Source organism: Cellulomonas sp. P1_G12_2, assembly GCF_056405535.1.
Genome location: NZ_JBFUBX010000006.1, coordinates 40,825 through 63,488, shown reverse-complemented (window position 1 = coordinate 63,488; position 22,664 = coordinate 40,825). Strand labels below are relative to the sequence as shown.

Genomic DNA, 22,664 nt, shown 5'->3' with positions numbered 1-22,664 from the left:
CCCGTCTGGTCCCTGGGGAACCGCTACGGTGCACGCGACCGGGCGCTGTGCTCGTTCCTCGCGTCCGACCGTCAAGGGGCACACCGACGTGTCAACGGAACTCGCCATCTCCACCCGCGGCCTGCGCAAGACGTACCGCAGCCGGACCGGCAAGCGAGCGGTCGCGGTCGGGGGCCTGGACCTGGACGTCCCGGTCGGCGGGGTGCACGGGTTCCTCGGCCCGAACGGCGCCGGCAAGACGACCACGATCCGCATGCTGCTGGGCCTGATCCGCGCGGACTCCGGGACCATGTCGCTGTTCGGCGAGGAGGTGCCACAGCGCCTGCCGGAGGTGATCGGCCGCGTCGGCGCGATCGTCGAGCAGCCCAAGTTCTTCCCCAGCTTCTCCGGCCGCAAGAACCTGTCGATGCTGGCCCGGGCCATCGACGCCCCGACGCGGCTGGTCGACGTGGTGCTCTCGGACGTCGGTCTGCTGGACCGTGCCGACGACCGCTACAAGGGCTACTCGCTCGGGATGAAGCAGCGGCTCGCCATCGCCGCCACGCTGCTCAAGGACCCGGACCTGCTCATCTTCGACGAGCCGACCAACGGGCTCGACCCCGCCGGGATCCGGGAGATCCGCGGCACGATGCGGGGGCTCGCCGACCGCGGCAAGACCGTGCTCGTCTCCAGCCACATCCTGGCCGAGGTCGAGCAGGTGGCCGACACCGTCTCGATCATCGCGCGCGGCGAGCTCATCGCGAGCGGCCGCGTGGCGGACCTCATCGGCACCGGGGTGGCGGCCACGGTCCGGGTGGGCGTGGCCGATCCGCAGCGCGCGCAGCAGGTGCTCGGCGCGCAGGGCTGGACGGTGCGTCCCGACGGCCGGTACCTCCTGGTCGACGGCGGGGTGCCCCCGGCGCACATCACGCAGGCGCTCGCGGCACACCAGCTGTTCGTCGAGGAGCTGGTGCCTCTGCGCGCCGGCCTGGAGTCGGTCTTCCTCGAGCTCACGGCGGGCCGAGGCCCGGGGACGCACGCGCCACCGACCGGGGACGCCAGACCCGCGCACCACGTGGGGGCGGAGTCGTGAGCCGGTTGCTGCGGGTCGAGCTCGATCGGTTCGCGTCCCGCACCCTGATCCGGGTCGGCGTCGTCGCCGTCCTGGTCATCAGCTGCTTCGCCGTCGTCTCGGCGTGGAACTCCGCCTCCCCGCCGTCGCAGGCCGAGCAGGACCAGGCGCGGGTCTACTACGAGCAGGCGCTCACGGACTGGGAGCAGAACGGCGAGCAGTACGTCGCGGACTGCCGCGCGCAGGAGGAGACCGACAGGGCGACCGCCGAGGACCCCGCGATGGTCGACTACGGGTGCGACGACATGACCGCGCCCGAGCTCGCGCAGTGGATACCGGCCAGGCCCACCTTCGACCGGGACACCGTCGTGCTGCTCACGTCGGTGTCCGCGCTGTTCGTCCTGGCCCCCGTGCTGCTGGCGGCGAGCTTCGTCTCGGCGGAGTTCTCGACCGGCTCGATCGGCAACTGGCTCACGTTCGCCCCGCGCCGGGTGCGCGTCTACCTGAGCAAGGTCGTCGCGGCCGCGCTGGCGGTCGTGCCGGTGGCTCTGGTCGCCGTGGCGATCGTCCTCGGCGGGTCGTGGGCGGCCTACCGGCACTTCGACACGATCAACGCCGGAGCCTCGACCGACCTGGGCTCCCCGATCGCCGTGGCTCTGCGCATCGTCGCCCTGACGCCGGTCACCGCCGTGATCGGTGCCGCCCTCGGCTTCCTCGCGCGACACACCGCGGCCGTGCTCGGCGTGGTCCTGGGGTGGCTGGTGCTGGTCGAGACCATCCTGGTCAACTGGGTCCAGCACCTCCAGCCGTGGACGCTGGGCCTCAACGTGTCGGCGTGGGTCTCGGGCGGCGCGACGTACTTCACGCTCGAGTGCACGACGACGGCGTCCGGCCGGTCGTGCCAGAGCGTCGAGCACGTGCTGTCGCAGACGCAGGGCGCGGTGTACCTGCTCGTGCTCACCGCGGTGGTCGCCGGCGTCGCGCTCCTGGTGTTCCGGCGGCGCGACGTCGGCTGACCCCGTCAGCGGCCCAGGTGCGCCCAGCGCCGGACCGCGAGCGTGCCGAAGATCGCGACGAGCACGATCGGCCAGACGACGGCCAGGAGCACCACGTTGTCGGACGCCCACCCACTGGCGGCCACGGTCGGGTTGCCGAACAGCTCGCGCGTCGCGGCCACGGTCGCCGTCACCGGGTTCCACGCCGACAGCGCCTGCAGCCAGCCGGGCATGGTCGAGATCGGCACGAACGCGTTCGACAGGAACACGAACGGCCACACCAGGATCTGCACCGCCATCACGCCGCCCTGCCCGCGGAACAGCAGGCCGAGGTAGATGCCGACCCACAGGAACGCGAACCGCAGGAGCAGCAGGAGGCCCACGCCGGCCAGCGCGCTGCCGAGCCCCTCGTGCACCCGCCACCCGACCGCCAGCCCGGCGACCAGCAGCACCGCGAGGCCGACGACGCTCGCGAGCATGTCCGCGGTCGCCCGACCGAGCAGCACCGCGGCGCGGGACATCGGCAGCGACCGGAACCGGTCGGTCACCCCGCGCTGCACGTCCTGCGACACCGCGGTCATGGTGCTCTCCAGCCCGAACGCCATGGTCACGGCGAGCATGCCGGGGAACAGGAACTCGATGTAGCCGCCGGGCACCTCGATGGCGCCGCCCAGCAGGAACCCGAACATCAGCAACAGCAGGATCGGGAACGCGAGCCCGATGAGCAGGTCCCACGGCTGGCGCCGCCAGTGCCCGAGGTCGCGCAGGGTCACGGTCCAGGAGTCACGCAGGGCCCAGGTCATGCGGCCTCCTTCGTCGTTCCGGTCAGGTGCAGGAAGACCTCGTCGAGGGTCGGCCGGCGCAGGATCACGTCGTCGACGGCGATCCCGGCGTCGTCGAGCGTCCGGACCACGTGCGTGAGGGCTGCGACGCGGTCGGTGACCGTCGCGGTGACCCGGCGACCGTCGAGATCGACCTCCGCGTCCCCCGCGACTGCCCGCAGCGCAGACCGAGCGGCCGGCAGGTCCACCTCGTCGCGGACGACGACGTCCAGCCGGTCCTGCCCGATCGATGCCTTGAGCGCGTCAGGGGTGCCCTCCGCGGCGACGCGGCCCTGGTTCAGCACGGTGACCTGCGACGCGAGCTGGTCCACCTCTTCGAGGTACTGGGTGGTGAGCAGCACGGCGGTCCCGCCCGCGACGAGCGCCCGCACGGACTGCCACACCTCGCGCCGGCCGCCGGGGTCGAGGCCCGTGGTCGGCTCGTCGAGCAGCAGGACCGTCGGGTCGAGGACGAGCCCCGCCGCCAGGTCGAGCCGGCGCCGCATGCCGCCGGAGTAGGTGGAGACGGGCCGGTCGGCGGCGTCGAGGAGGTCGAACCGCTCCAGCAGCTCCTCCGCGCGCAGGCGCGCCTGCCGGGTGCCCAGGTGGCTCAGCCGGCCGAACATCACCAGGTTGTCGCGGCCGCCGAGGATCTCGTCGACGGCCGCGTGCTGGCCGACGAGCCCCAGGTGGCGGCGCACCTGGGCCGGCTGCCTGACGACGTCGAAGCCGGCGACGCTCGCCGAGCCGCCGTGCGGGTCCAGGAGCGTCGACAGGATGCGCACGGTCGTCGTCTTGCCCGCGCCGTTGGGGCCGAGCAGGCCGTGCACGGTGCCCGGCTCCACCGAGAGGTCGAGGCCGTCGAGCACGGTGGTGTCGCCGTACCGGCGGGTCAGTCCGAGGGTCTGGATGGCTGTCATGGGCTCCTCCGTCGTCTAGCCGTACACTGTACGGTAAGAAACGCACGACGTCACCCCGGTGTTCCCGACGGGGGAGGATGGGTGCCATGACGGAGATCACGGGCATCGGGGACCCCGCCCGGAGCATGGCTCTGCTGTGGCGCGAGTCGGAGCCGGCACCCCGCGGACGGGGTGCCGCGGCCGGGCTCTCGGTCGACCGCGTGGTGACCGCCGGGATCGCGCTCGCGGACGGCGAGGGGCTCGGCGCGCTGTCGATGCGCCGGCTCGCCACCGACCTGGGCGTCGGCGCGATGACCGTCTACACGTACGTCCCCGGCAAGGCGGAGCTGGTCGACCTCATGGTGGACTCCGTGCTCGCGGAGACCGCGGACCTGTACGCCCCGACCTCCGACGACTGGCGCGCCCGGCTCGAGGCCGTCGCCCGCGCCAACTGGTCGCTGTACGAGCGGCACCCGTGGCTCCTGCACGTCGCCGCGTCGGGGCGCCCACCGCTGGGCCCGGGCGTGATGGCCAAGTACGAGCTCGAGCTCCGCGCGGTGGACGGCAGCGGGCTCGACGAGGTCGCGATGGACGCCGTGGTCACGCTCGTCGGCGGCTTCGTGGCCGGCACCGCGCGGGGCGTCGTCGAGCAGGCCGCCGCCCAGCAGGCCACCGGGATCAGCGAGGCCGAGTGGTGGGCCGCCACCGAGCCGTTCGTCGCGCGGGTGTTCGACGCCGAGGCGTACCCGACGGTCGCACGCGTCGGACCGATCGCCGGCGAGGCCCAGCAGGCGGCCTACGACCCGCGCCGCGCGTTCGAGTTCGGCCTCACGCGGCTGCTCGACGGCGTCGCGGTGCTGGTCGAGGGGACAAACCGGCCATAGTCTCAGGCCATGCTCATCCTCGGACTGATCCTCTTCGGCATGCTGATCGGTGCCCTGGCCCAGCTCATCCTCGGCAAGGACCGCAAGGGGATCGACTGGACCATGGCGATCGTCGCCGGGCTTGTCGGCTCGTTCGTCGGTGGGCTGCTGGCCAGCCTGCTCTCCGGCGACGGGCTCGAGCTGCGCCCGAGCGGCATCATCGGCTCGATCGTGGGCGCGCTGATCGTCACCGCGATCTGGCGCGGCACCCGGGGCCGCGCGAGGGCCTGAGGACGACAGCCCCCCGCGGGGGACTGCCGTCCTCGTCCTTGATTCAGCCGGTCGCGCAGGTGGCGCTCGGCGTGGTGGTGCTGCCGTTCTTCATGATCGTGACGCCGAACGTGTTGCCGGCGCCGTTCGGCCTCGCCTGACGGGTGGAGCCGCTGCCGCTGAGCGTCGCGTTCCAGCTGTTCTGGACGCTCTGGCTCCCCGACAGGTTCAGCGTGACCACCCAGCTGCTGCTGCCGCTGACCGAGTAGCTCACGTTGAACCGGTCCGACCACTCGTCAGCGCGCGCGGCGGTCACGGTGCAGGACCCCGCCGGCGGGTTCGTCGTCCCGCCCCCACCGCCGGCGCTGGACGGTGCGACCGCCCGGCCCGTGCTGCTCGAGATGTGACCGGTGCAGAGGTTCCGCGACGCCAGGTCGTTCAGGATGTTCGGCAGCGCCTGCTGGGTCGCGGCCGGCCAGTCGTGCATGAGGATGATCTGGCCGTTGGTGAGCCGGGCGGCTGCCTGCCGGATGGCGTCTGCACTCGCGTTGTTCCAGTCGTTCGAGTCGACGTCCCAGATGATCTCGCGCAGGCCGAGCGAGGACTCGACGTTCTTGAGCGTCTGGTTGGTCTCGCCGTACGGCGGCCGGAAGAGCGTCGGGGTGACCCCGGCGGTCTGCTGGATTGCGGTCTGGGTGCGCGTGAGCTGCGACTGGATGTCTGACTGGCTCAGGTTCACCAGGTGCGGGTGGTCCCAGCTGTGGTTGCCGATCTGCAGGCCGGCGTTCTTGTACGCCTGCATGAGCGACGCGTTCGACTGGGCGTTGGAGCCGGTCGGGAACACGGTTGCCGTCGCGCCGGCGTTGCGCAGCGTGGAGATGAGCTGGTTGGTGGTGCCGGTGTTCGGGCCGTCGTCGAACGTCAGGCCCACGTAGCCGGCGGAGCAGCTCGACGTCGTCGGCGGTGGGGTCGTCGTGCCGCCGCCGCTGGAGGTGCCGCACGTGGCCGACGGAGTGGTGTTGTTGCCGTTCTTCATGATGGTGACGCCGAACGTGTTGGAGCCGGTCGACGTGACGGTCCGCCCGTTGACCGACGCGTTCCAGCTGTTCTGTACGGTCTGGCTGCCGTTGAGGTTGAGGGTGGCGGTCCAGGAGCTGGCGCCGCTGACCGTGTAGCTGACGTTGAACCGGTCGGACCACTCCTCGCCGCGGGTGGCGGTGATGCTGCAGCCGCCGGTGCTCGGGGGCGGTGTGGTGGTGCCCCCGCCGCCGGACCCCTCGCTCACGGTGATGTTCGAGCTGCCGCTGCTCTGGTAGCCCTCGGTCGCCATGATCATGTAGTTGTGGGTGCCGAGGTTCATGCCCTTGCTGGCCCAGGCGTCGAAGTGGTTGCCGGACGTGATGGTGCCGCCGGTCTTCTTCGACTGCCGCACGCTCCAGTACTGGTAGAACGTCGCGGTGCCCTGGATCGAGGGCTGGTTCACGCGCTGGGTGCGGTAGATGTCGTACGTGCCGCCGTCGCTGTTCACTGTGCCCATGAACGTGCCCGTGGGCCGGTACGTGCCCCAGTTGTCGACGATGTAGTACTCGATCAGCGGGCTCGTGGTCCAGCCGTACAGGGTCAGGTACGCGTTGCCCGAGGGGTTGAAGCTGCCGGAGTAGTTGACGGTCTTGCGCCCGCCCGTGCTCCAGCCCTTGCCGGCGACGAAGTTGCCGGTGTTGCTCCACTGGGTGGTGTAGTTGCCGCCCGACCCCAGGTTCATGGAGACGGTGCCGGGGGAGTCGGTCCAGAACGAGTAGAAGTACCCGTTGTTCGTGCCGGTCTCGTTCGACGACACGGCGCTGGCCGGGGTGGCGACGGCGAGCCCGGCGACCACCATCGCGCTCGCGGCGCCGAGGGCTGCGAGGGCGCGGAACGACCGGCGTCGTCGCGGCGCGGTACCGATACTTTCGGACATCCTGCACTCCTTTGTGCGTGGGGATCTGCACCGGCATCCGTGGGGAGGTCAGCGCCGTCTCGACGCGTGGAGCGTCGATAACGTTATCGACGCCAGTGTGCAGAGGCGATCTCGCGAAGGGAACAGTGCAGGGACGAAGCGAACCGTTTAGGTTGTCGGGCTCCGAAACTATCGGACTACGCCACCGCGGGAACGGGCTCGGCCTCCGACGGCGCGGACGCCCGTCGCGCCCACGCCAGCACTCCGAGGACGAGCAGGGCGGGGATCCAGCCGTAGAACGCGCCCGACGCCCCGCCGTCCGTCGGTCCGTACAGCTGGGACTGCCCGATCGCCCACCGACCGTCGCCCTCGGGGTCCAGGCCGGTCGAGGCGAGCACGGTGGGGAGCGCGCCGACGGTCGCGCCGACGATCGCCGCCGCCCAGACGCCGAGGAACAGGACGAGCCGACCGCCCGTCACGACCGTGGTGCGCACGGCGAGCCAGACCAGCCCGCCGACGATCCCCCCGACGAGGAGGCCGCTGAGCAGCACGACCGCACTGGGCGCGTCGCGCGTGGTGGTGACCGGCAGCGCCCAGTCGGCGGCCAGGCGCACGGTGAGCGCGAACTCGGACCGTGCCGTCGTCACGTAGCGGTCGACCGTGCTGTCCACGGCCGCGTGCGCGGCCGCGACGGCCCACCACCCGATCGCCGCGACGACTCCGGCGGTGATCGCGGCCGCGAGCGCACCGGCAGGTCGGCTCGCGGGAGCCGGCTCCTCGCCGCGCCGGGCGACCGCGACGGCGGCCAGCCCCACGATCCAGCCGTACACGACGCCCCACGCCCACCCCGCCCGGAGCGGCTCGAGATACCCGAGGGTCAGCAGCCACAGACCCGCGTCGGGGGTGCCGTAGGCGAACAGCCGGCCGCCCTCGCCGGCGATCATCGAGACGACCCCGGCAGCCCAGCCGGCGACGATGACGGCGAACCACACGGCGAGCACGCGAGGCGCGGCGCCGGTCCGGGTGGCGCGGAGCGCCGGGAGCACGAGCAGGGCGAGCGCGCCGAGGAACACCAGGACGGCCAGGACCTCACCGCCTCCGGCGTACCCCGCCCCGCGGACCAGCGACACCGCGGGCGTCGCGGGGGCGAGCAGGCCGACGAGCCCGGGGGAGATGCCGGCCCTGCTCGCCCCTGCGTGGGCGACCGCCGAGACGAACCAGAGCACGAGGCCGAGGCCGAGGGCGGTCAGGAGCGCGCGGTTCGTCCGGATCGGCATCGCCGGAGACTAGCGGCCCGGCACGTGCCCCGTCCGGCGAACGGGCGGATGCGGCGGACCGACCTACGGGACGCGTCGCAGCAGGTCTCCGGGCTGGCACTCCAGCACCGCGCACAGCGCCTCGAGCGTGGTGAACCTGACCGCCTTGGCCCGGCCGTTCTTGAGCACGGCGAGGTTGGCGGGCGTGATGCCGACGCGGTCGGCCAGCTCACCCACGGACATCTTGCGGCGGGCCAGCATGACGTCGACGTCGACGACGATCGGCATCAGATGACCTCGTCGAGCTCGGCGCGCAGCGTGGTGGCCGTCGAGTCGAGGACCATCGCCTTGGCCAGCAGCACCCGCAGGACGAGCACCAGCAGGGCGATCCCGGCCGTGCCCATGCCGCCGATCACGACGAGCAGCACGATCCCGGGCGCCACCGCCTCGCCGGGTGCGAGCACGAACGACAGGACCATCGCCAGCAGGGTGGCCGCGACCGCCGCCCCGATGATGACGTCGACGTACCGGAACGCCGCGGTGCTGAACACGGTGTCGCGCCGGACCATGGTGAGCAGCTGCCACACGCAGACGAGCGCGGCCTGCACGGCGAGCACGCCCAGGATCCCGATGATCATCACCGGCCAGCGCAGGTGCGCCACCGCGGCTCCGCCGTCGTCGATGTCGCGACCGATGGCCGGGATGATCATGATCTGCACCGCCAGCAGGCCGGCGAGCATCAGCACGATCACCACCCGCAGCGCGAGGACGGCCAGTCGGCTCATGGGGTGCTCCTTGGTGGCGATCTATCGATTAACGACAGAAATCTATCGTTATCCCGCCACCAGAGCAACCGTCAGCTGACGGCCTTCCTCACGAGCTCGCCGATCCGCTTCTCGTCCGCGGCCGTCAGACCGGTGAGCGCGAAGGCCGTCGGCCACATGGAGCCGTCGTCGAGGGCCGCCACGTCGTTGAAGCCCAGGGTGGCGTACCGCGTGTTGAACTTCGACGCGGCCTGGAAGAAGACGACCACCTTGCCGTCCTTCGCGTAGGCCGGCTGGCCGTACCAGGTCTTGGGCTCGAGGTCCGGCGCGACCTCCGTGACGATGGCGTGGATCCGCTCCGCCATCGCGCGGTCCCCCTCGGCCATCTCGGCGATCTTCTCGAGCAGGTCGCTCTCGCCGTTCGCCTTGCGCCGCGTCTCCTTGGCGCGCTCCTTGATCGCGGCGCGCTCCTCCGCGGTGAATCCCTCGGCCTCCGTGCTCGTCGTCTTCGCCATCATCGGTTCCTCTCTGGACGTCTTCCGACCACCCTAGGGAGCGGCCGCGACCGCGGCTTCTCCATCCCTGCTCGATGCGGCAGCACTCACGTAGGCGGCCAGGTGCTGGCCCGTGAGCGTCGAGCGGCCGGCCACCAGCTCGGCCGGCGTCCCCTCGAAGACGATCCGCCCGCCGTCGTGGCCGGCGCCGGGACCGAGGTCGATGATCCAGTCCGCGTGCGCCATGACCGCCTGGTGGTGCTCGACGACGATGACCGAGGTCCCGGAGTCGACGAGCCGGTCGAGCAGGCCCAGCAGCTGCTCGACGTCGGCGAGGTGCAGGCCGGTGGTCGGCTCGTCCAGGACGTAGATGCCGCCCTTGTCGCCCATGCGCGTGGCCAGCTTGAGCCGCTGGCGCTCGCCGCCGGACAGCGTGGTGAGCGGCTGACCGAGGCTCAGGTAGCCGAGCCCGACGTCGGCGAGCCGGACGAGGACCGCGTGCGCCGCGGGGGTGCGCGCATCGCCGGCCCCGAAGAACTGCTCCGCCTCGGTCACCGACATCGCGAGCACCTCGCTGATGTCGCGGCCGCCCAGGTGGTACTCGAGCACCGAGGCCTGGAACCGCTTGCCCTCGCACAGCTCGCACGGGGTGGCGACGCCGGCCATCATCGCGAGGTCCGTGTAGATGACCCCGGCGCCGTTGCAGCTGGGGCAGGCGCCCTCGGAGTTGGCGCTGAACAGGGCGGGCTTGACGCCGTTGGCCTTGGCGAACGCCTTGCGGATGGGCTCGAGCAGGCCCGTGTACGTGGCGGGGTTGCTCCGGCGTGACCCCTTGATGCCCGCCTGGTCGATGGACACGACGCCCGCACCGGTCGGCATCGACCCGTGGATGAGCGAGCTCTTGCCGGAGCCGGCCACGCCGGTGAGCACGACGAGGACGCCGAGCGGGATGTCGACGTCGACGTCGCGCAGGTTGTTGGTGGTCGCGCCGCGGATCTCGAGCGTGCCGGTCGCCGTCCGGACGGACTCCTTGAGGGTCGCGCGGTCGTCGAGGTGGCGCCCCGTGATGGTGCCGCTGGAGCGCAACCCGTCGAGGCTCCCCTCGTAGCAGACCGTGCCGCCCGCCGACCCGGCGCCGGGTCCGAGGTCGACCACGTGGTCGGCGATCGCGATCGCCTCGGGCTTGTGCTCCACGACGAGCACCGTGTTGCCCTTGTCCCGCAGGCGCAGGAGCAGTGCGTTCATCCGCTGGATGTCGTGCGGGTGCAGGCCGATGGTGGGCTCGTCGAACACGTACGTCACGTCGGTGAGCGACGAGCCGAGGTGCCGGATCATCTTGGTGCGCTGCGCCTCGCCGCCCGAGAGGGTGCCCGACGAGCGCTCGAGCGAGAGGTACCCGAGCCCGATGCTGACGAACGAGTCGAGCAGCTCGCGCAGGGCCGTGAGCAGGGGTGCGACGGACGGCTCGTCGAGCCCGCGCACCCACTCGGCGAGGTCGCTGATCTGCATCGCGCACGCGTCGGCGATGTTGACCCCGCCGATCTTCGACGAGCGGGCGCCCTCGTTGAGCCGCGTCCCGTCGCAGTCCGGGCACGTGGTGAAGACGACGGTGCGCTCGACGAACGCCCGGATGTGGGGCTGCAGGGCCTCGACGTCCTTGGCCAGGAACGACTTCTGGATCTTCGGGATGAGCCCCTCGTAGGTGAGGTTGATGTTGTCGACCTTGATCTTGGTCGGCTCCTTGTAGAGCAGGTCGTGCAGCTCCTTCTTGGTGAACTTGCTGATCGGCTTGTCGGGGTCGAAGAAGCCCGAGCCGCTGAAGATCCGCCCGTACCAGCCGTCCACGCTGTAGCCGGGGATCGTCAGGGCGCCCTCGTTGAGCGACTTGCTGTCGTCGTAGAGCTGGGTGAGGTCGAAGTCGGTGACCGAGCCGCGGCCCTCGCAGCGCGAGCACATGCCACCGGTGATGGAGAAGCTCCGGCGCTCCTTGGTGGTGGTGCCACCCTTCTCGATGGTCACCGCCCCGGCGCCCGAGATCGACGCGACGTTGAACGAGAACGCCTGGGACGAGCCGAGGTGCGGGACCCCGAGCCGGCTGAACAGGATGCGCAGCAGCGCGTTGGCGTCGGTCGCGGTGCCGACGGTCGACCGGATGTTGGCGCCCATCCGCTCCTGGTCGACGATGATCGCCGTGGTCAGCCCGTCGAGCACGTCCACGTCAGGCCGCGCCAGCGAGGGCATGAAGCCCTGGACGAAGGTGCTGTAGGTCTCGTTGATCATCCGCTGCGACTCGGCGGCGATCGTGCCGAACACCAGCGAGCTCTTGCCCGAGCCGGAGACCCCCGTGAACACCGTGAGCCGGCGCTTCGGGATCTCGATACTGATGTCCTTGAGGTTGTTCTCGCGCGCACCGTGCACGCGGATGCGGTCGTGGGTGTCGGCGACGTGTGCCGCAGTGCTCATCTCGTCCATCACCATGGGCGCCACGCTAGCGGCGGGCGCGGACACCCGTACGGGTGGGACCCGCTCAGCTGAGCCTCGCCACCTGCGCGTCCAGATAGCGGCGCTCCGCCACGTTGGTCGCGCGGCCGGCAGCCCGTCGGTAGTGCGCGAGCGCCAGGTCGGTCTCGCCGGCGAGCTCGTGCAGGTACGCGCGCAGCTGGTCGACCCGGGGCATCCCGTCGTCCACGCCGTCCAGGATTGACAGCCCGGCCGCCGGCCCGTCGACCATCGCCGCCGCGACCGCTCGGTTGAGCGTCACCACCGGGTTGCCGGTCATCCGCTCGAGCAGGCCGTAGAGCGCGAGGATCTGCGGCCAGTCGGTCGCGTCCGCCGAGGGCGCCCGGTCGTGGATCGCGGCGATCGCCGCCTGCAGCTGGTACTCGCCGACCGTCGCGCGTCCGAACGCCCCGTCGAGCAGGGCCGTCCCCTCCGCGATCCGGGTGCGGTCCCAGCGGTTCCGGTCCTGGTCGGCCAGCGGCACCGGCGCACCCGAGGCGTCGGTCCGCGCCGGCCGACGGGCGTCCGTCAGGAGCATCAGGGCGAGCAGCCCGGCGACCTCGGCGTCGTCGTCGACGGTGTGCAGGAGCCGCGCGATCCGGATGGCCTCGTCGGACAGGTCGGCGCGCGTCAGGTCGGAGCCCGCGCTGCTGGTGTAGCCCTCGTTGAACATCAGGTACAGGACGCGCAGGACGCTGCGCAGCCGTGCCGGTCGCTCCTCGGGTGCGGGCATCGAGAACCGCTCGCCCGCGACCCGCTGCTTGGCGCGGCTGATCCGCTGCGCCATGGTCGCCTCCGGCACCAGGAACGCCCGCGCGATCTCCGCGGTGGTCAGCCCGCCGACCGCGCGCAGGGTCAGCGCGATCGCGGACGTGGGGGTCAGCGCCGGGTGGCAGCACAGGAACAGGACCGTCAGGGTGTCGTCGTCCTGCTCGGCGCCGCCGGATGCGGGCTCCGTCGCGACGCGGACCTCGCGGTCGCGGCGGGCGACGTCGCTGCGCCACCGGTCGACCATCCGCCGCGACGCGGTCTGCAGCAGCCACCCACGCGGCTGCGCGGGGACCCCGTCCGCCGGCCAGTGCTGCGCGGCCGCCAGGAGGGCCTCCTGCACCGCGTCCTCCGCGGCGTCGAAGTCGCCCCACCGGCGAGCGAGCGTGCCGAGGACCTGCGGCGCCAGCTGACGCWGCAGGTCCTCGACGTCGTCGGGGACGTTCAGCGGGCGTCGCTCGCCGTCTCCAGGAACGCGTTCATCTCCTCGACGTCCGACGGTCCGTCCTCCATGATCCGGCGCACCTGGATGGGCTGCTGGGTCGGCACCCCGCCGCGTCCGGGCACGGCCGAGACGAGGGCGGCGATCTCCACCGCGCGCGCCTCGGTCTCCGTCTCGACGATCTGGTAGCCGGCCACCCACTCCTTGAACTCCTGGAACGGGCCGTCGGTGACCACCGTCGTGGAGCCGTCCGACGTCACGACCTTCGCCAGGTCGGGGCCGGTGAGGATCTCCCCGCCGACGAGCTCGCCGCTCTCGGTCAGCTCGCGGTTGAGCCGCCCGTAGTAGTTCAGGTGTGCGGCGACCTCGTCGTCGGTCCACGCCGACATGGGGGCGTCGTCGGGACCGCTCTGGAAGTCCACGATCAGCAGGTACTTCGCCATGGTTCTGCTCCTTCGTCGTCGTGCCCAGACTGGCACTGTCACTCGGAGAACGGAGCCGCCCGGCGGTTCTCTACACGGATCAGAACGGGATCTCGGTCGTGACCTGCTCGGCCGGGGGCACGGTGACCGGGGTGCCCGCGCCGACGTGCGTGAAGACCACGGTCGTCGTGGTGCCGTTCAGCTCGTACGAGCTCTTGCGCGGGAGGTCCTGCGCATCGAGCCAGTGGGTGTACGTGAGGGTGGGCGGGAGAACCGTCAGGCCCTCGTCCTCGAGCATCCCCTGGGCGACGTCCGGCGTGATCTTGGTCGAGTCGACCACGACCTGGTACGCCTGCACCTCGACGCCGTCGAGGACCTCGGGAGCGCCCACCTTCGTCACGCTCGTCACCGCCTGGTCCATCCCCTCGAACGCCGACGAGAGGACCTCCCCGAGGTCGCCGAACGCCTCCGCGAGCGGGTTCGCCCCGTCGTTCGGGTCGACCTGGTAGAAGAGGCCGCCGCCGATCTCGGCGATGTTCACGTAGAGCAGGCCGTCCACGAACCGGATCTCGATCGGCCCGACGTCCGGGTCGGTCAGGTGGATCGCGACGTTGTGCTTGCCGCCGGCCAGGTCCGCCGAACCGGTCATCTCCATCGTCGCCGCGCCGGTGACCGAGACGGCGACGTCGTAGCTGGTCGCGGTCGCCTCACCGGCGGTCGCGCGCGCGACGAAGTTCGCGGCGGTGAGCTCCTCGACGGTCGGCGTCGGGGTGGGGGTCGGCGACTCGGCGACCACGGCCTTCGTGGGCGACGGGGACGGTGCGGCGGCCGGCTCCCCGCCGCACGCGGTCAGGCCCGCGGCGACGAGGATCGCGACGGGGAGGGCGGTGAGGCGGGACACGTGCATGGGAACCCCCTGCTGCTGCCGCATCCGGGCGAGCGCCCCCGAGGTGCGCGAGCGGCCAGGCGCGCGACGCGCGACATCCTGGCAGGAGCACCGGCACCGCCGTGGCGGTTTGCCGCGCATTCGCTCGCTCGGACGAGCGCGGGTGCTTCGGGGTAGTTTCGCGGGCATGGACCCGACGTCCTCGACCCGGATGCCCGGCCGCCTCGTGCCCGCGAGCGGCGGTCACGTCCCCGTGCGGGTGCGGGGATTCCTCGACTCGGCCGCGCCCACCCGCGCCACCCGCTCCGAGCGGGGGTTCGCCGTCGCGCTGGCCCGGAGCGAGCACGACGTCGTCAAGGTGCTCGATGGTTCCACGGTCCTCGGGTTCCTGCCGGCCACGTGGTCGCAGACGGTCGACTTCGAGCTCTGGTCCTGCGAGCAGGCGGGGGAGCCGGCCCTGGCCCGGGCGGTGCTCGAGGGCGTCCCCGGCGAGCGCGACCTGTTCGTCATGCTCGACTGGAAGCGCCGCCGGGCCTGACCTTCATCTGTCGAGGAACGTGGCCACCCAGACCAGGGGTGCGTTCCAGCGGATGCAGACGTCGTTGGTGACCTCGGACGTGGGCTCGTCCAGGTAGCAGAGCTGGGGTGCGAGGCCGGCGAGCCGCGGGTCGTCGGGGAAGTCCGGCGCGGGGACCGAGTTGGCGCCGCCCGCCAGGGCGCCTGGCGGTGGTGGCGGCATCGCGGGGTCGAGGTCGTGGCCGAACTGGCGGGTGCGCTGGTGGTGGCTGTGGTCGGTGCCGTACCCGGTGACGTAGCTCTGGCCGAGCGCGTTGCGTCCGAGCAGGTAGTCCACGCCGGAGGCGACCGCGTCGCGGTAGGCGGTGCTGCTGGTGACCAGGTGGGCGACCCCGAGGACGACGAGGTTGTTGAGGATCCGGCCGTTCGACCCCCAGCCCCACCCGTCGGCGGGTGCGTAGGGCTGCCCCCATGGCTGGCGGGACTGCAGGTCGAGCAGCCGGTCGGCGGCGCGGCGAACGCCGTCGACCACCCGCGCGTGGTCCTCGAGCCGGCGGCCGTGCAGTGCCAGGTCCAGGCGCGCGGGCGCGCTGACGCGGTGGAAGTCGTACCCGGCGGTGTCGAACGGGTCGGCGGCGTGCTCGGAGCAGTCGAGGACGTGCTCCTCGTAGACCCGCTCCCCGGTGGCCAGCCAGAGCTCGGCGGCGGCCCAGTAGAAGTCGTCGCCCACGTCGCCGTCGTCGTACGGACCGCCACCGTGCCGCGCGTGGTCGTCCGGCGGGAGGAGGTCGGGGTGTCGCCGCGCCGCGTCGTAGGCCGTCCGCGCGGCAGCCAGCAAGCGCGCGGCGTAGGCGGGATCGGTCGGCCGGAAGTGTCGGGCGCCGGCCGCTGCGGCCGCCGCGAGATGCAGCGCCGCGGTGGTCGACGGTCGGTGCAGGACGCGTTCCGTGGGGTCGAGGTGCGGCCATCCGGGCAGGGGCGACCAGGCGACACCGTGCACGCGGTGGAACGCGAGCCCGGCCAGCGGTCGGTCCGGCGGCACCTGCATCCGCAGCAGCCAGTCGAGCTGCCACCGGCACTCGGCGAGCACCACGTCGGCCCGCGGGTCGTCGGGTGGCAGGACGTCGAGCGCGCCGAGCAGCTGCCACACCGCGAGGGCACCGCTTGTCGTGTACTTCCCGTAGTCGCCGGCGTCGTACCAACCGCCCGACACGTCGTAGGTGCCGTCGTCGTGCCAGCCCGGGTAGAGGGCCTCCGCGTCGGGACCCGTCCAGGCGGGCACGGCGACGTCCCCGGGGTGTCCGGCCGGGCGCTCGTAGCCGGGCACGTCGACCGGGGCGCCCGACCGCATGAGCGAGAAGAAGCGCAGGGCGTCGTCGCCGAGGTCGGCGTATCGGCGGCCGTCCACGACGAACGGATGGCTGACGTGCTGAGCGGACCGGACCCGGAACGACCCCTCGGGAAGGCCGGTGAGGTCGAGCACGTGCACCGGGAGGCCGGAGGTCGGTTCGGGACGGACCGGCCACGGCCGCGACACCCCGGTGAGGACGATGCGGTCGTCGTCACCGACCACCTCGAACGCCACGGGACCGGGTTCCGTCGACACCAGCGTGGCGCCCATCGGCAGGCCCGGGACGTAGCCGAGCTGGTTCACCCGCACGGCGGGCCGCTGCGCGAGGACGTCCTCGACGGACCACTGTGGCCAGCTCACGCCGGAAGCCTAGGCGAGCGCTCAGACCTCGACCACGAGTGGCCGGCCCGGTTCGGCCCATGCGGTGCGCCCCGGCTCGGGGGTGAGCTCCGGTCGATCGAGCGCGGCGGGCCCGTCGACGAAGTGCGACCAGCCCTCGTAGTGCACCGGCAGGACGATCCGGGGTCGCAGCGCGCGGCACAGCTCGCGGCCGTCCTGCACCGTCATCGAGTAGCGCAGCGGACCGGTCACGGGGAACCGCACCCCGCCGAGGTGCAGGATCGCGGTGCCGACGCGCCGCCGCTCGGCCACCTGGCGCACCCCGCGGTAGAGGACCGTGTCGCCGGAGAACCACACGGACCCGTGCTCCTGGCCCTCCCAGGTCAGGTCGAACCCGATGACGGCACCGGCGATCGGACGGCTGCCGACCGGTCCGTGCCGGCACGGGGTGGCCGTGACGGTGAGGGTCGGACGGTCCGGGTGCGTGAGCGTCGTCGTCGTCCAGGGGTGCAGGCCGACTGCCGGCGGACCGAGTCGCCGTGCGCCCGGCACGGTGGTCAGGACCGTGGGTGCGCTGCCGAGCAGCCGCCGTCCGGCGTCGTCGAGGTTGTCGGCGTGGTGGTCGTGGGTGAGCAGGACGGCGTCGATGTCGCCGATCTCGTCGGCCGGGACTGCCGGGCCGGTGGTCTTGCGGGACGACGTCCCCCAGCCGAACTTGTAGGTCCGGCCGGGGGCGTCGAAGGTCGGGTCCGTGAGGATGCGCCAGCCGTCGACCTCGACCAGCGTCGTCGGCCCTCCGACGTGCGTGAACGTGAGGGTCGACACCGTCAGGACGCGGCGGAGCTCTGCGCGGGAGCCCAGTCGGACTGGGCGAGCGCCCAGTCCAGTGCCCGGTCGGCGATCTCCTCCCAGCCCTCCCCGGCGACCATGAGGTGCGGACGGCCGTCGTACGTCTCGTGCTCGGTGATCGTGCCCTCGCCGCGGTAGTGCTTGGCGTTCGACGCCTGCACCGACGGCGGCATGATGTGGTCCGCGGAGCCCGACAGGAAGAGCAGCGGCACACGGTTCGGGTTGCTGAAGTCCACCCAGGCGTCCTGGTGCCCCGGCTGCACGTTCGCGAGCACCGAGTCGATGAGCACGCGGCCGGACGCCGGGATGTGGTAGCGGTCGTAGAAGTACCGCGACTCCTCCTCGGTGTACGTGTTGGTGAAGGCGTAGGTCCACTCCTCGAGCGACAGACCGACCGCGCGGTGGTGGTTCGCCGGGTTCTTGACCACGGGGAACACCGACTTCAGCTGGGACCACGGGGTGGTCTTGACGCCCTCGACCGGCGCCGAGTTCAGCGCGACGGCCGCGCTGCCGTGCCCCCGGTCGAGCATCAGCTGCAGGAACGTCCCGCCCGCCGAGTGACCCATGAGGATCGGCGGCGTGGGGGTGTCCAGCGAGCTCAGGAACGCGTCGAGGTGCGATGCGATCGCGTCCGTCGTGAGGTCGGCGATCGGCGTCGGGTCGGCCCGCAGAGCCTCCACCTCGACCTCGAAGCCCGGGTAGCCGGGCGTGTGGACGGTGTAGCCCTTCGCCTCGTAGTGCGCCTTCCACCCCTCCCAGGAGCGCGGTGTGACCCAGAACCCATGGATGAGCACGATCGTGTCGGGGGTCGTCATGACGTCTCCTCGTCTCGCGGCGGTCGGTCCCGTCCGCCCGCTCAGCAGCACGGTCGCACCCGGTACCCGGGGCGCACTGTGCTGGCCGTGCACGGTTCTGGTGCGGGCGTGCAGACCCCGGTTGACCTGGGACCTCCTACCCACGAAGCGCTTCGACGACCGGCGGACGATCGAGCCACCACTGGCACTGCCCCGGCCGCACCGTCGCGCGCCGGAGGAAAGGACTCCGATGTCCGCGTTCGCCCACGTCATCGCACCCGGACGCATCGGCGCCCTCGAGCTCGCCAACCGCGTGATCATGCCGCCGATGGGGACCAGCCTCTCCGACGCGGACGGCCACTTCTCCAACCGGCAGGTGGCCTGGTACGCCGAGCGCGCCGGCACCGGGGCGGGCCTGGTGGTCACCGAGCTCACCGCCGTGAGCCGCGACCTCGAGCTCACCGCGGGCCTGGCCCACGCCGACTCCGACGCCGCGATCCCGGCCCTGACCCGGCTGGCCGACGCGGTGCACGCCAAGGGCGGCAGGCTCGGTGTGCAGCTCACGGCCGGCATGGGACGGAACAACCCCGCGTACACGCCCGAGCAGCCGCCGGTCTCGGCGTCGGACAACCCGAACTTCTTCGACCCCACCGTCCTGTGCCGCCCGCTGACCACCGACGAGGTCCGCGCGCTCGTCGGCCGGTTCGCCGAGGCGGCGGTCCGGTGCGCGGCCGCGGGCGTCGACATGGTGGACCTGCACGGCCACACCGGCTACCTGATCGACCAGTTCCTCGGCCCGCAGTGGAACCGTCGCACCGACGTCTACGGGGGCTCGGTCACGAATCGCGCCCGGTTCGCCACCGAGATCATCCAGGCGATCAAGGCCGCCGTCCCGGGCCTGCCGATCAGCTTCCGGCTGTCCGTGAGCAACAAGATGCCCGGCAGCCGTGACGTGGCCGAGGCGCAGCAGGTCGCGCGACTGCTCGAGGCCGCGGGGCTGGACCTGCTCATGGTCGACGACGGCGCCTACGACGCCATGGACTGGGTGTTCCCGCCCTACTACCTCGGTGACGCGTGCATGGTCCCGTCGGCGCGGGCGATGAAGTCGGTCGTGTCGATCCCCGTCATGGCCGTCGGCAACCTCACCCCGGAGAACGCCGAGGGCGTGCTCGCCGCCGGTGACGCGGACTTCGTCGGCATCGGTCGCGGGCTCATCGCCGACCCGCAGTGGGTGGCCAAGCTCGCGGACGGGCGTCGTGACGACATCCGGCCCTGCATCCGCTGCAACCAGCTGTGCATCGGCGCGATCTTCACCGGCGCCACCATCGGCTGCGCGGTCAACCCCGCCGCCGGGTACGAGCTGGAGCGCGCCCTCACCCCGGCGGCCGCGCCCAAGCGCATCGCCGTCGTCGGCGGTGGCCCCGCCGGCCTGGAGGCGGCACGCGTCGCCGCCCTGCGCGGGCACACGGTCGACGTCTACGAGAAGGGCGAGCACCTGGGCGGGGTGCTCCTGCCGGCGGCGACCCCGGAGTTCAAGAAGGAGCTGCGGGCCATGATCGGCTGGTGGGAGCGGCAGATCGCCGACCTGCCCGTCACCGTGCACCTGGGCACCGAGATCCTGGCCGACGACACCCGCCTGGCAGGCGCCGACGAGGTCGTGGTCGCCACCGGCGCGGACCCGTTCGTCCTGCCGATCCCGGGCGTCGACGGCGAGAACGTGCTCGAGGTGCTGGACGCGCACCTGCACCGCGACCGCGTGGGCTCCCGCGTCGTCGTCGCCGGTGGAGGACTGTCCGGCGCGGACCTCGCGCTCGAGCTCGCCGAGGCGGGGCACGAGGTCACCATCGTCGAGATGGCCGACGCGATCGCCGCGGACCTGCTGTTCATCAACGCGATCAGCCTGCTGCGCAGCCTCACGGACGCGCGCGTGCACGTGCTCACCGGCCACCGCGTCACCGAGATCGACGAGAAGGGACTGACCGCCGTCGGGCCCGACGGCGAGGTGCACGTGGACGCCGACACGGTCGTGACCGCGTTCGGCGTGCGACCGGCGCACCGGCTGGCCGACGCCCTGGCCGCGAACGGGCTCAGCGTCCACGCGATCGGCGACTGCGTCCTGCCGGCGAAGGTCGCCGAGGCGATCAACGCGGGATACCTCACGGCGGCGGTGCTCTGACGGTTCCGGCTGGTAGGAACGTGGGGTGCCGATCCTCCCGACCGAGCGTGACCCGCGGCTGATCACCGTCCGCCGCGGCGGCACCCTGACGGACGACCACCACCGCCTGCTGGCCGAGTGGGCACTGCAGTGCGCCGAGCACGTGCTCCACCTGTTCGAGGACGACCGACCAGGCGACGACCGGCCCCGGCAGGCGATCGCCGTGGGTCGGGCGTGGATCCGCGGCGAGGTGCCGATGAAGGTCGCGCACGACGAGGCGTTCCAGGCGAACGCCGCAGCGCGCGGGATGCCTGATCCGGTGAAGTTCGCTGCGCTGTCGGCCGGTCAGGCGGTGGCCGTGGCGCACGTCGCCGCCCACGACCTCGGCGCCGCCGCGTACGCGATCAGGGCGGTCGGTGCCTCCGTGCCCGCCGACGACGCCGCGCGCGCCCGTGCAGCGGAACGGCAGTGGCAGCGGGAGCGCCTGCCGGAGGCCGTCCGCGAGCTCGTGCTCGACGACCAGCGCAACCGGAGCGCGATCTGCTGGAACGTCTTCGACGACTGACGCCAGATCACTCCAGCCCGTCGCGGCGACGGGTCAGGTAGGCGGTCTCGGCGGTGTTGCCGGCCAGCGCGATCGCCCGGTCGTACGCCTCGCGCGCCTCGGCGCTGCGACCCAGCCGGCGCAGCAGCTCCGCGCGCGTGGCATGGAAGGCGTGATAGCCGGCCAGCGCGTCCCCGAGCGGGTCGACCGTGGCGAGCGCCACCGCGGGCCCGTCGAGCTCCGCGACCGCGACCGCCCGGTTGAGCGCGACGACCGGGGACCGGTCCAGGCGCACGAGCTGGTCGTACAGGGCGAGCACCTGCGACCAGTCGGTGTCGCGGGCGTCGCGCGCCGAGGTGTGCACGGCGTTGATCGCGGCGAGGAGCTGGTAGCGGCCCGGGGCGATCCCGGTGGCCAGGCGCTCGCGGACCAGCCGGTGCCCCTCGGCGATCAGTGCCCCGTCCCAGAGCCCACGGTCCTGCTGCTCGAGGAGCACCAGCTCGCCGGTGACCGACACGCGCGCGGGACGGCGGGCCTCGGTGAGGAGCATCAGCGCCAGCAGGCCGGCCACCTCGCCGTCGTCGGGCAGGAGGGCGCGGACCAGACGGGTGAGCCGGATCGCCTCCGCGGTCAGGTGGGGGCGCACCGGGTCGGCGTCGGGGCTCGTCGCCAGGTAGCCCTCGTTGAACACGAGGTAGAGGACCGCGAGCACGCCGGACACGCGCGCGGGGAGGTCGTCCGCCGACGGGACCCGGTAAGGGATGCGCGCCGCCTTGATCTTGGCCTTCGCGCGGGTGATCCGCTGTCCCGTGGCGGACTCCTGCACCAGGAACGCGCGCGCGATCTCCGGCACGGTCAGTCCGCCCACCATGCGCAGGGTCAGCGCCACCCGGGACTCCATGGCGAGCGCGGGGTGGCAGCACGTGAAGATCAGCCGCAGCCGCAGGTCGTCGACCGCGCCGAGCGGCTCCGGGGGATCGTCGTCGCTCAGCATCCGAGCCGCCTCGTGCTTGCCGTCGCGCTTGGCCTCGCGGCGGATCCGGTCGATGGCCTTGCGGTTCGCCGTCGTCGTCAGCCAGCCGCCCGGGTTCGGGGGCACGCCGTCCGCCGGCCACCGCTCGACGGCGACCGCGAACGCCTCCGCGGCCGCCTCCTCGGCGATGTCGAGATCGCCGAACCGTCTGGTCAGGGAGGCGAGCACGCGCGCCCACTCGTCGCGGTGCGCGCGCGCGACCGCCTCCCGGACATCGACGTCGGTCACAGGAACGGACGCACCTCGACCTTGCGGTTGCAGGCGTGCGACCCCGCGGTGGCGAGCCTGAGCGCCACGTCGAGGTCGGGAGCCTCGATGATCCAGAAGCCTGCGACGTGCTCCTTCGTCTCGACGAAGGGACCGTCGGTGACGATCGCCTCGCCCGCACCCCGGTTGTCGATGACGGTCGCGGTGTCCGGTGACGCCAGCCCACCGGCGAAGACCCAGCTCCCCTCGGCTCGCAGCCCGTCGTTGAACGCGTCGATCGCGGTCATCTCCTCGGGCGTCGCGAAGCCGGACGTCTCGTCGAAGATCACGGACACCAGATACTGCATAGCCATCTCCTGTGTGCTCGGCGGGAGCCCGGCGCGAGCGTCCCCTCACCCGTGCCACGAACGACCTTGCCCCGATCCGACACCGCACCGCCACCACGTGGGGACCTCGTGCCCTGGTCAGGATCGGGACCTGGTGCTGGAGTGGGTCCTGGGAGCGCCGCAG

The 22,664-nt window shown here is 72.3% G+C and carries 23 protein-coding genes; 7 read left to right on the top strand and 16 right to left on the bottom strand.

Annotated elements, in window-relative coordinates; all coding sequences use genetic code 11:
* Positions 1 to 88: 88 nt before the first annotated feature.
* Both AC1DXT_RS17140 and AC1DXT_RS17135 read left to right on the top strand, forming a co-directional pair.
* Entirely contained in the window at positions 89 to 1,072 is a 984-nt protein-coding gene (locus AC1DXT_RS17140) for an ABC transporter ATP-binding protein (RefSeq protein ID WP_477062509.1), read from the top strand.
* The gene (locus AC1DXT_RS17135; protein ID WP_477062508.1) at positions 1,069 to 2,067 is read left to right on the top strand and encodes an ABC transporter permease subunit; all 999 of its coding nucleotides are present in this window, start codon (positions 1,069 to 1,071) and stop codon (positions 2,065 to 2,067) included. Before AC1DXT_RS17140 ends, AC1DXT_RS17135 begins: the two co-directional genes overlap by 4 nt.
* Before the next feature lie 5 nt (positions 2,068 to 2,072).
* Here AC1DXT_RS17135 and AC1DXT_RS17130 read toward each other — a convergent pair whose 3' ends face one another.
* Positions 2,073 to 2,849, bottom strand: a complete 777-nt coding sequence (locus AC1DXT_RS17130; RefSeq protein WP_477062507.1) for an ABC transporter permease — start codon at positions 2,847 to 2,849, stop codon at positions 2,073 to 2,075.
* Positions 2,846 to 3,787, bottom strand: coding sequence for an ATP-binding cassette domain-containing protein (locus tag AC1DXT_RS17125; protein WP_477062506.1), 942 nt, complete (start codon positions 3,785 to 3,787; stop codon positions 2,846 to 2,848). Before AC1DXT_RS17125 ends, AC1DXT_RS17130 begins: the two co-directional genes overlap by 4 nt.
* Before the next feature lie 86 nt (positions 3,788 to 3,873).
* On the opposite strand from AC1DXT_RS17125, the gene AC1DXT_RS17120 reads away from it, so the two are divergent.
* Together AC1DXT_RS17120 and AC1DXT_RS17115 are read left to right on the top strand one after the other, a co-directional pair.
* Complete coding sequence (locus AC1DXT_RS17120) at positions 3,874 to 4,650, top strand: TetR/AcrR family transcriptional regulator (protein WP_477062505.1); 777 nt, start codon at positions 3,874 to 3,876, stop codon at positions 4,648 to 4,650.
* 9 nt (positions 4,651 to 4,659) lie between these two features.
* Positions 4,660 to 4,920, top strand: a complete 261-nt coding sequence (locus tag AC1DXT_RS17115) for a GlsB/YeaQ/YmgE family stress response membrane protein (RefSeq protein WP_477062504.1) — start codon at positions 4,660 to 4,662, stop codon at positions 4,918 to 4,920.
* Positions 4,921 to 4,963: 43 nt separating this feature from the next.
* On the opposite strand, the gene AC1DXT_RS17110 is transcribed toward AC1DXT_RS17115, so the two are convergent.
* The 9 genes from AC1DXT_RS17110 to AC1DXT_RS17070 form a co-directional block, all read right to left on the bottom strand.
* Entirely contained in the window at positions 4,964 to 6,856 is a 1,893-nt protein-coding gene (locus AC1DXT_RS17110) for a glycoside hydrolase family 11 protein (RefSeq protein ID WP_477062503.1), read from the bottom strand.
* Positions 6,857 to 7,032: 176 nt separating this feature from the next.
* A complete protein-coding gene (locus AC1DXT_RS17105) occupies positions 7,033 to 8,112 on the bottom strand; it encodes a hypothetical protein (protein ID WP_477062502.1) in 1,080 nt (359 codons plus the stop codon).
* A gap of 63 nt (positions 8,113 to 8,175) precedes the next feature.
* The gene (locus AC1DXT_RS17100) at positions 8,176 to 8,379 is read right to left on the bottom strand and encodes a helix-turn-helix domain-containing protein (RefSeq protein WP_477062501.1); all 204 of its coding nucleotides are present in this window, start codon (positions 8,377 to 8,379) and stop codon (positions 8,176 to 8,178) included.
* The gene (locus tag AC1DXT_RS17095) at positions 8,379 to 8,876 is read right to left on the bottom strand and encodes a DUF2975 domain-containing protein (RefSeq protein ID WP_477062500.1); all 498 of its coding nucleotides are present in this window, start codon (positions 8,874 to 8,876) and stop codon (positions 8,379 to 8,381) included. The genes AC1DXT_RS17100 and AC1DXT_RS17095 overlap by 1 nt, the downstream gene beginning before the upstream one ends.
* Positions 8,877 to 8,947: 71 nt before the next feature.
* Positions 8,948 to 9,370: an iron chaperone gene (locus AC1DXT_RS17090; protein ID WP_477062499.1), complete on the bottom strand. Its 423-nt coding sequence runs from the start codon at positions 9,368 to 9,370 to the stop codon at positions 8,948 to 8,950.
* Positions 9,371 to 9,403: 33 nt separating this feature from the next.
* Positions 9,404 to 11,827: an ATP-binding cassette domain-containing protein gene (locus AC1DXT_RS17085; protein WP_477062498.1), complete on the bottom strand. Its 2,424-nt coding sequence runs from the start codon at positions 11,825 to 11,827 to the stop codon at positions 9,404 to 9,406.
* A gap of 49 nt (positions 11,828 to 11,876) precedes the next feature.
* Complete coding sequence (locus AC1DXT_RS17080; protein WP_477062619.1) at positions 11,877 to 13,025, bottom strand: RNA polymerase sigma factor; 1,149 nt, start codon at positions 13,023 to 13,025, stop codon at positions 11,877 to 11,879.
* Positions 13,026 to 13,060: 35 nt separating this feature from the next.
* Positions 13,061 to 13,501, bottom strand: coding sequence for a YciI family protein (locus AC1DXT_RS17075; protein WP_477062497.1), 441 nt, complete (start codon positions 13,499 to 13,501; stop codon positions 13,061 to 13,063).
* A gap of 79 nt (positions 13,502 to 13,580) precedes the next feature.
* Positions 13,581 to 14,387 carry a hypothetical protein gene (locus AC1DXT_RS17070; protein WP_477062496.1) on the bottom strand — a complete coding sequence of 269 codons (807 nt, stop codon included), beginning with the start codon at positions 14,385 to 14,387 and terminating at the stop codon, positions 13,581 to 13,583.
* A 166-nt stretch (positions 14,388 to 14,553) separates the two neighbouring features.
* Here AC1DXT_RS17070 and AC1DXT_RS17065 point away from each other — a divergent pair, with 166 nt between their 5' ends.
* Positions 14,554 to 14,904 (top strand): hypothetical protein, encoded by a 351-nt coding sequence (locus AC1DXT_RS17065; RefSeq protein WP_477062495.1) that lies wholly within the window; start codon positions 14,554 to 14,556, stop codon positions 14,902 to 14,904.
* Positions 14,905 to 14,907: 3 nt separating this feature from the next.
* On the opposite strand, the gene AC1DXT_RS17060 is transcribed toward AC1DXT_RS17065, so the two are convergent.
* Genes AC1DXT_RS17060 through AC1DXT_RS17050 form a run of 3 tightly spaced genes read right to left on the bottom strand, consistent with a single transcriptional unit; the run spans position 14,908 to position 18,236 of the window.
* Positions 14,908 to 16,593 carry a glycoside hydrolase family 9 protein gene (locus AC1DXT_RS17060; protein WP_477062494.1) on the bottom strand — a complete coding sequence of 562 codons (1,686 nt, stop codon included), beginning with the start codon at positions 16,591 to 16,593 and terminating at the stop codon, positions 14,908 to 14,910.
* 21 nt (positions 16,594 to 16,614) lie between these two features.
* Positions 16,615 to 17,397: an MBL fold metallo-hydrolase gene (locus AC1DXT_RS17055; RefSeq protein WP_477062493.1), complete on the bottom strand. Its 783-nt coding sequence runs from the start codon at positions 17,395 to 17,397 to the stop codon at positions 16,615 to 16,617.
* Between the two features lie 2 nt (positions 17,398 to 17,399).
* Positions 17,400 to 18,236, bottom strand: a complete 837-nt coding sequence (locus AC1DXT_RS17050) for an alpha/beta hydrolase (protein WP_477062492.1) — start codon at positions 18,234 to 18,236, stop codon at positions 17,400 to 17,402.
* Between the two features lie 229 nt (positions 18,237 to 18,465).
* Between AC1DXT_RS17050 and AC1DXT_RS17045 the strand changes: the two genes are divergently transcribed.
* Positions 18,466 to 20,391, top strand: coding sequence for an oxidoreductase (locus AC1DXT_RS17045; protein ID WP_477062491.1), 1,926 nt, complete (start codon positions 18,466 to 18,468; stop codon positions 20,389 to 20,391).
* 25 nt (positions 20,392 to 20,416) lie between these two features.
* Positions 20,417 to 20,935 (top strand): putative immunity protein, encoded by a 519-nt coding sequence (locus AC1DXT_RS17040; RefSeq protein WP_477062490.1) that lies wholly within the window; start codon positions 20,417 to 20,419, stop codon positions 20,933 to 20,935.
* Positions 20,936 to 20,942: 7 nt separating this feature from the next.
* Here AC1DXT_RS17040 and AC1DXT_RS17035 read toward each other — a convergent pair whose 3' ends face one another.
* Together AC1DXT_RS17035 and AC1DXT_RS17030 are read right to left on the bottom strand one after the other, a co-directional pair.
* Positions 20,943 to 22,175: an RNA polymerase sigma factor gene (locus AC1DXT_RS17035; RefSeq protein WP_477062489.1), complete on the bottom strand. Its 1,233-nt coding sequence runs from the start codon at positions 22,173 to 22,175 to the stop codon at positions 20,943 to 20,945.
* Positions 22,172 to 22,501, bottom strand: coding sequence for a YciI family protein (locus AC1DXT_RS17030; RefSeq protein ID WP_477062618.1), 330 nt, complete (start codon positions 22,499 to 22,501; stop codon positions 22,172 to 22,174). Before AC1DXT_RS17030 ends, AC1DXT_RS17035 begins: the two co-directional genes overlap by 4 nt.
* Positions 22,502 to 22,664: the final 163 nt, after the last annotated feature.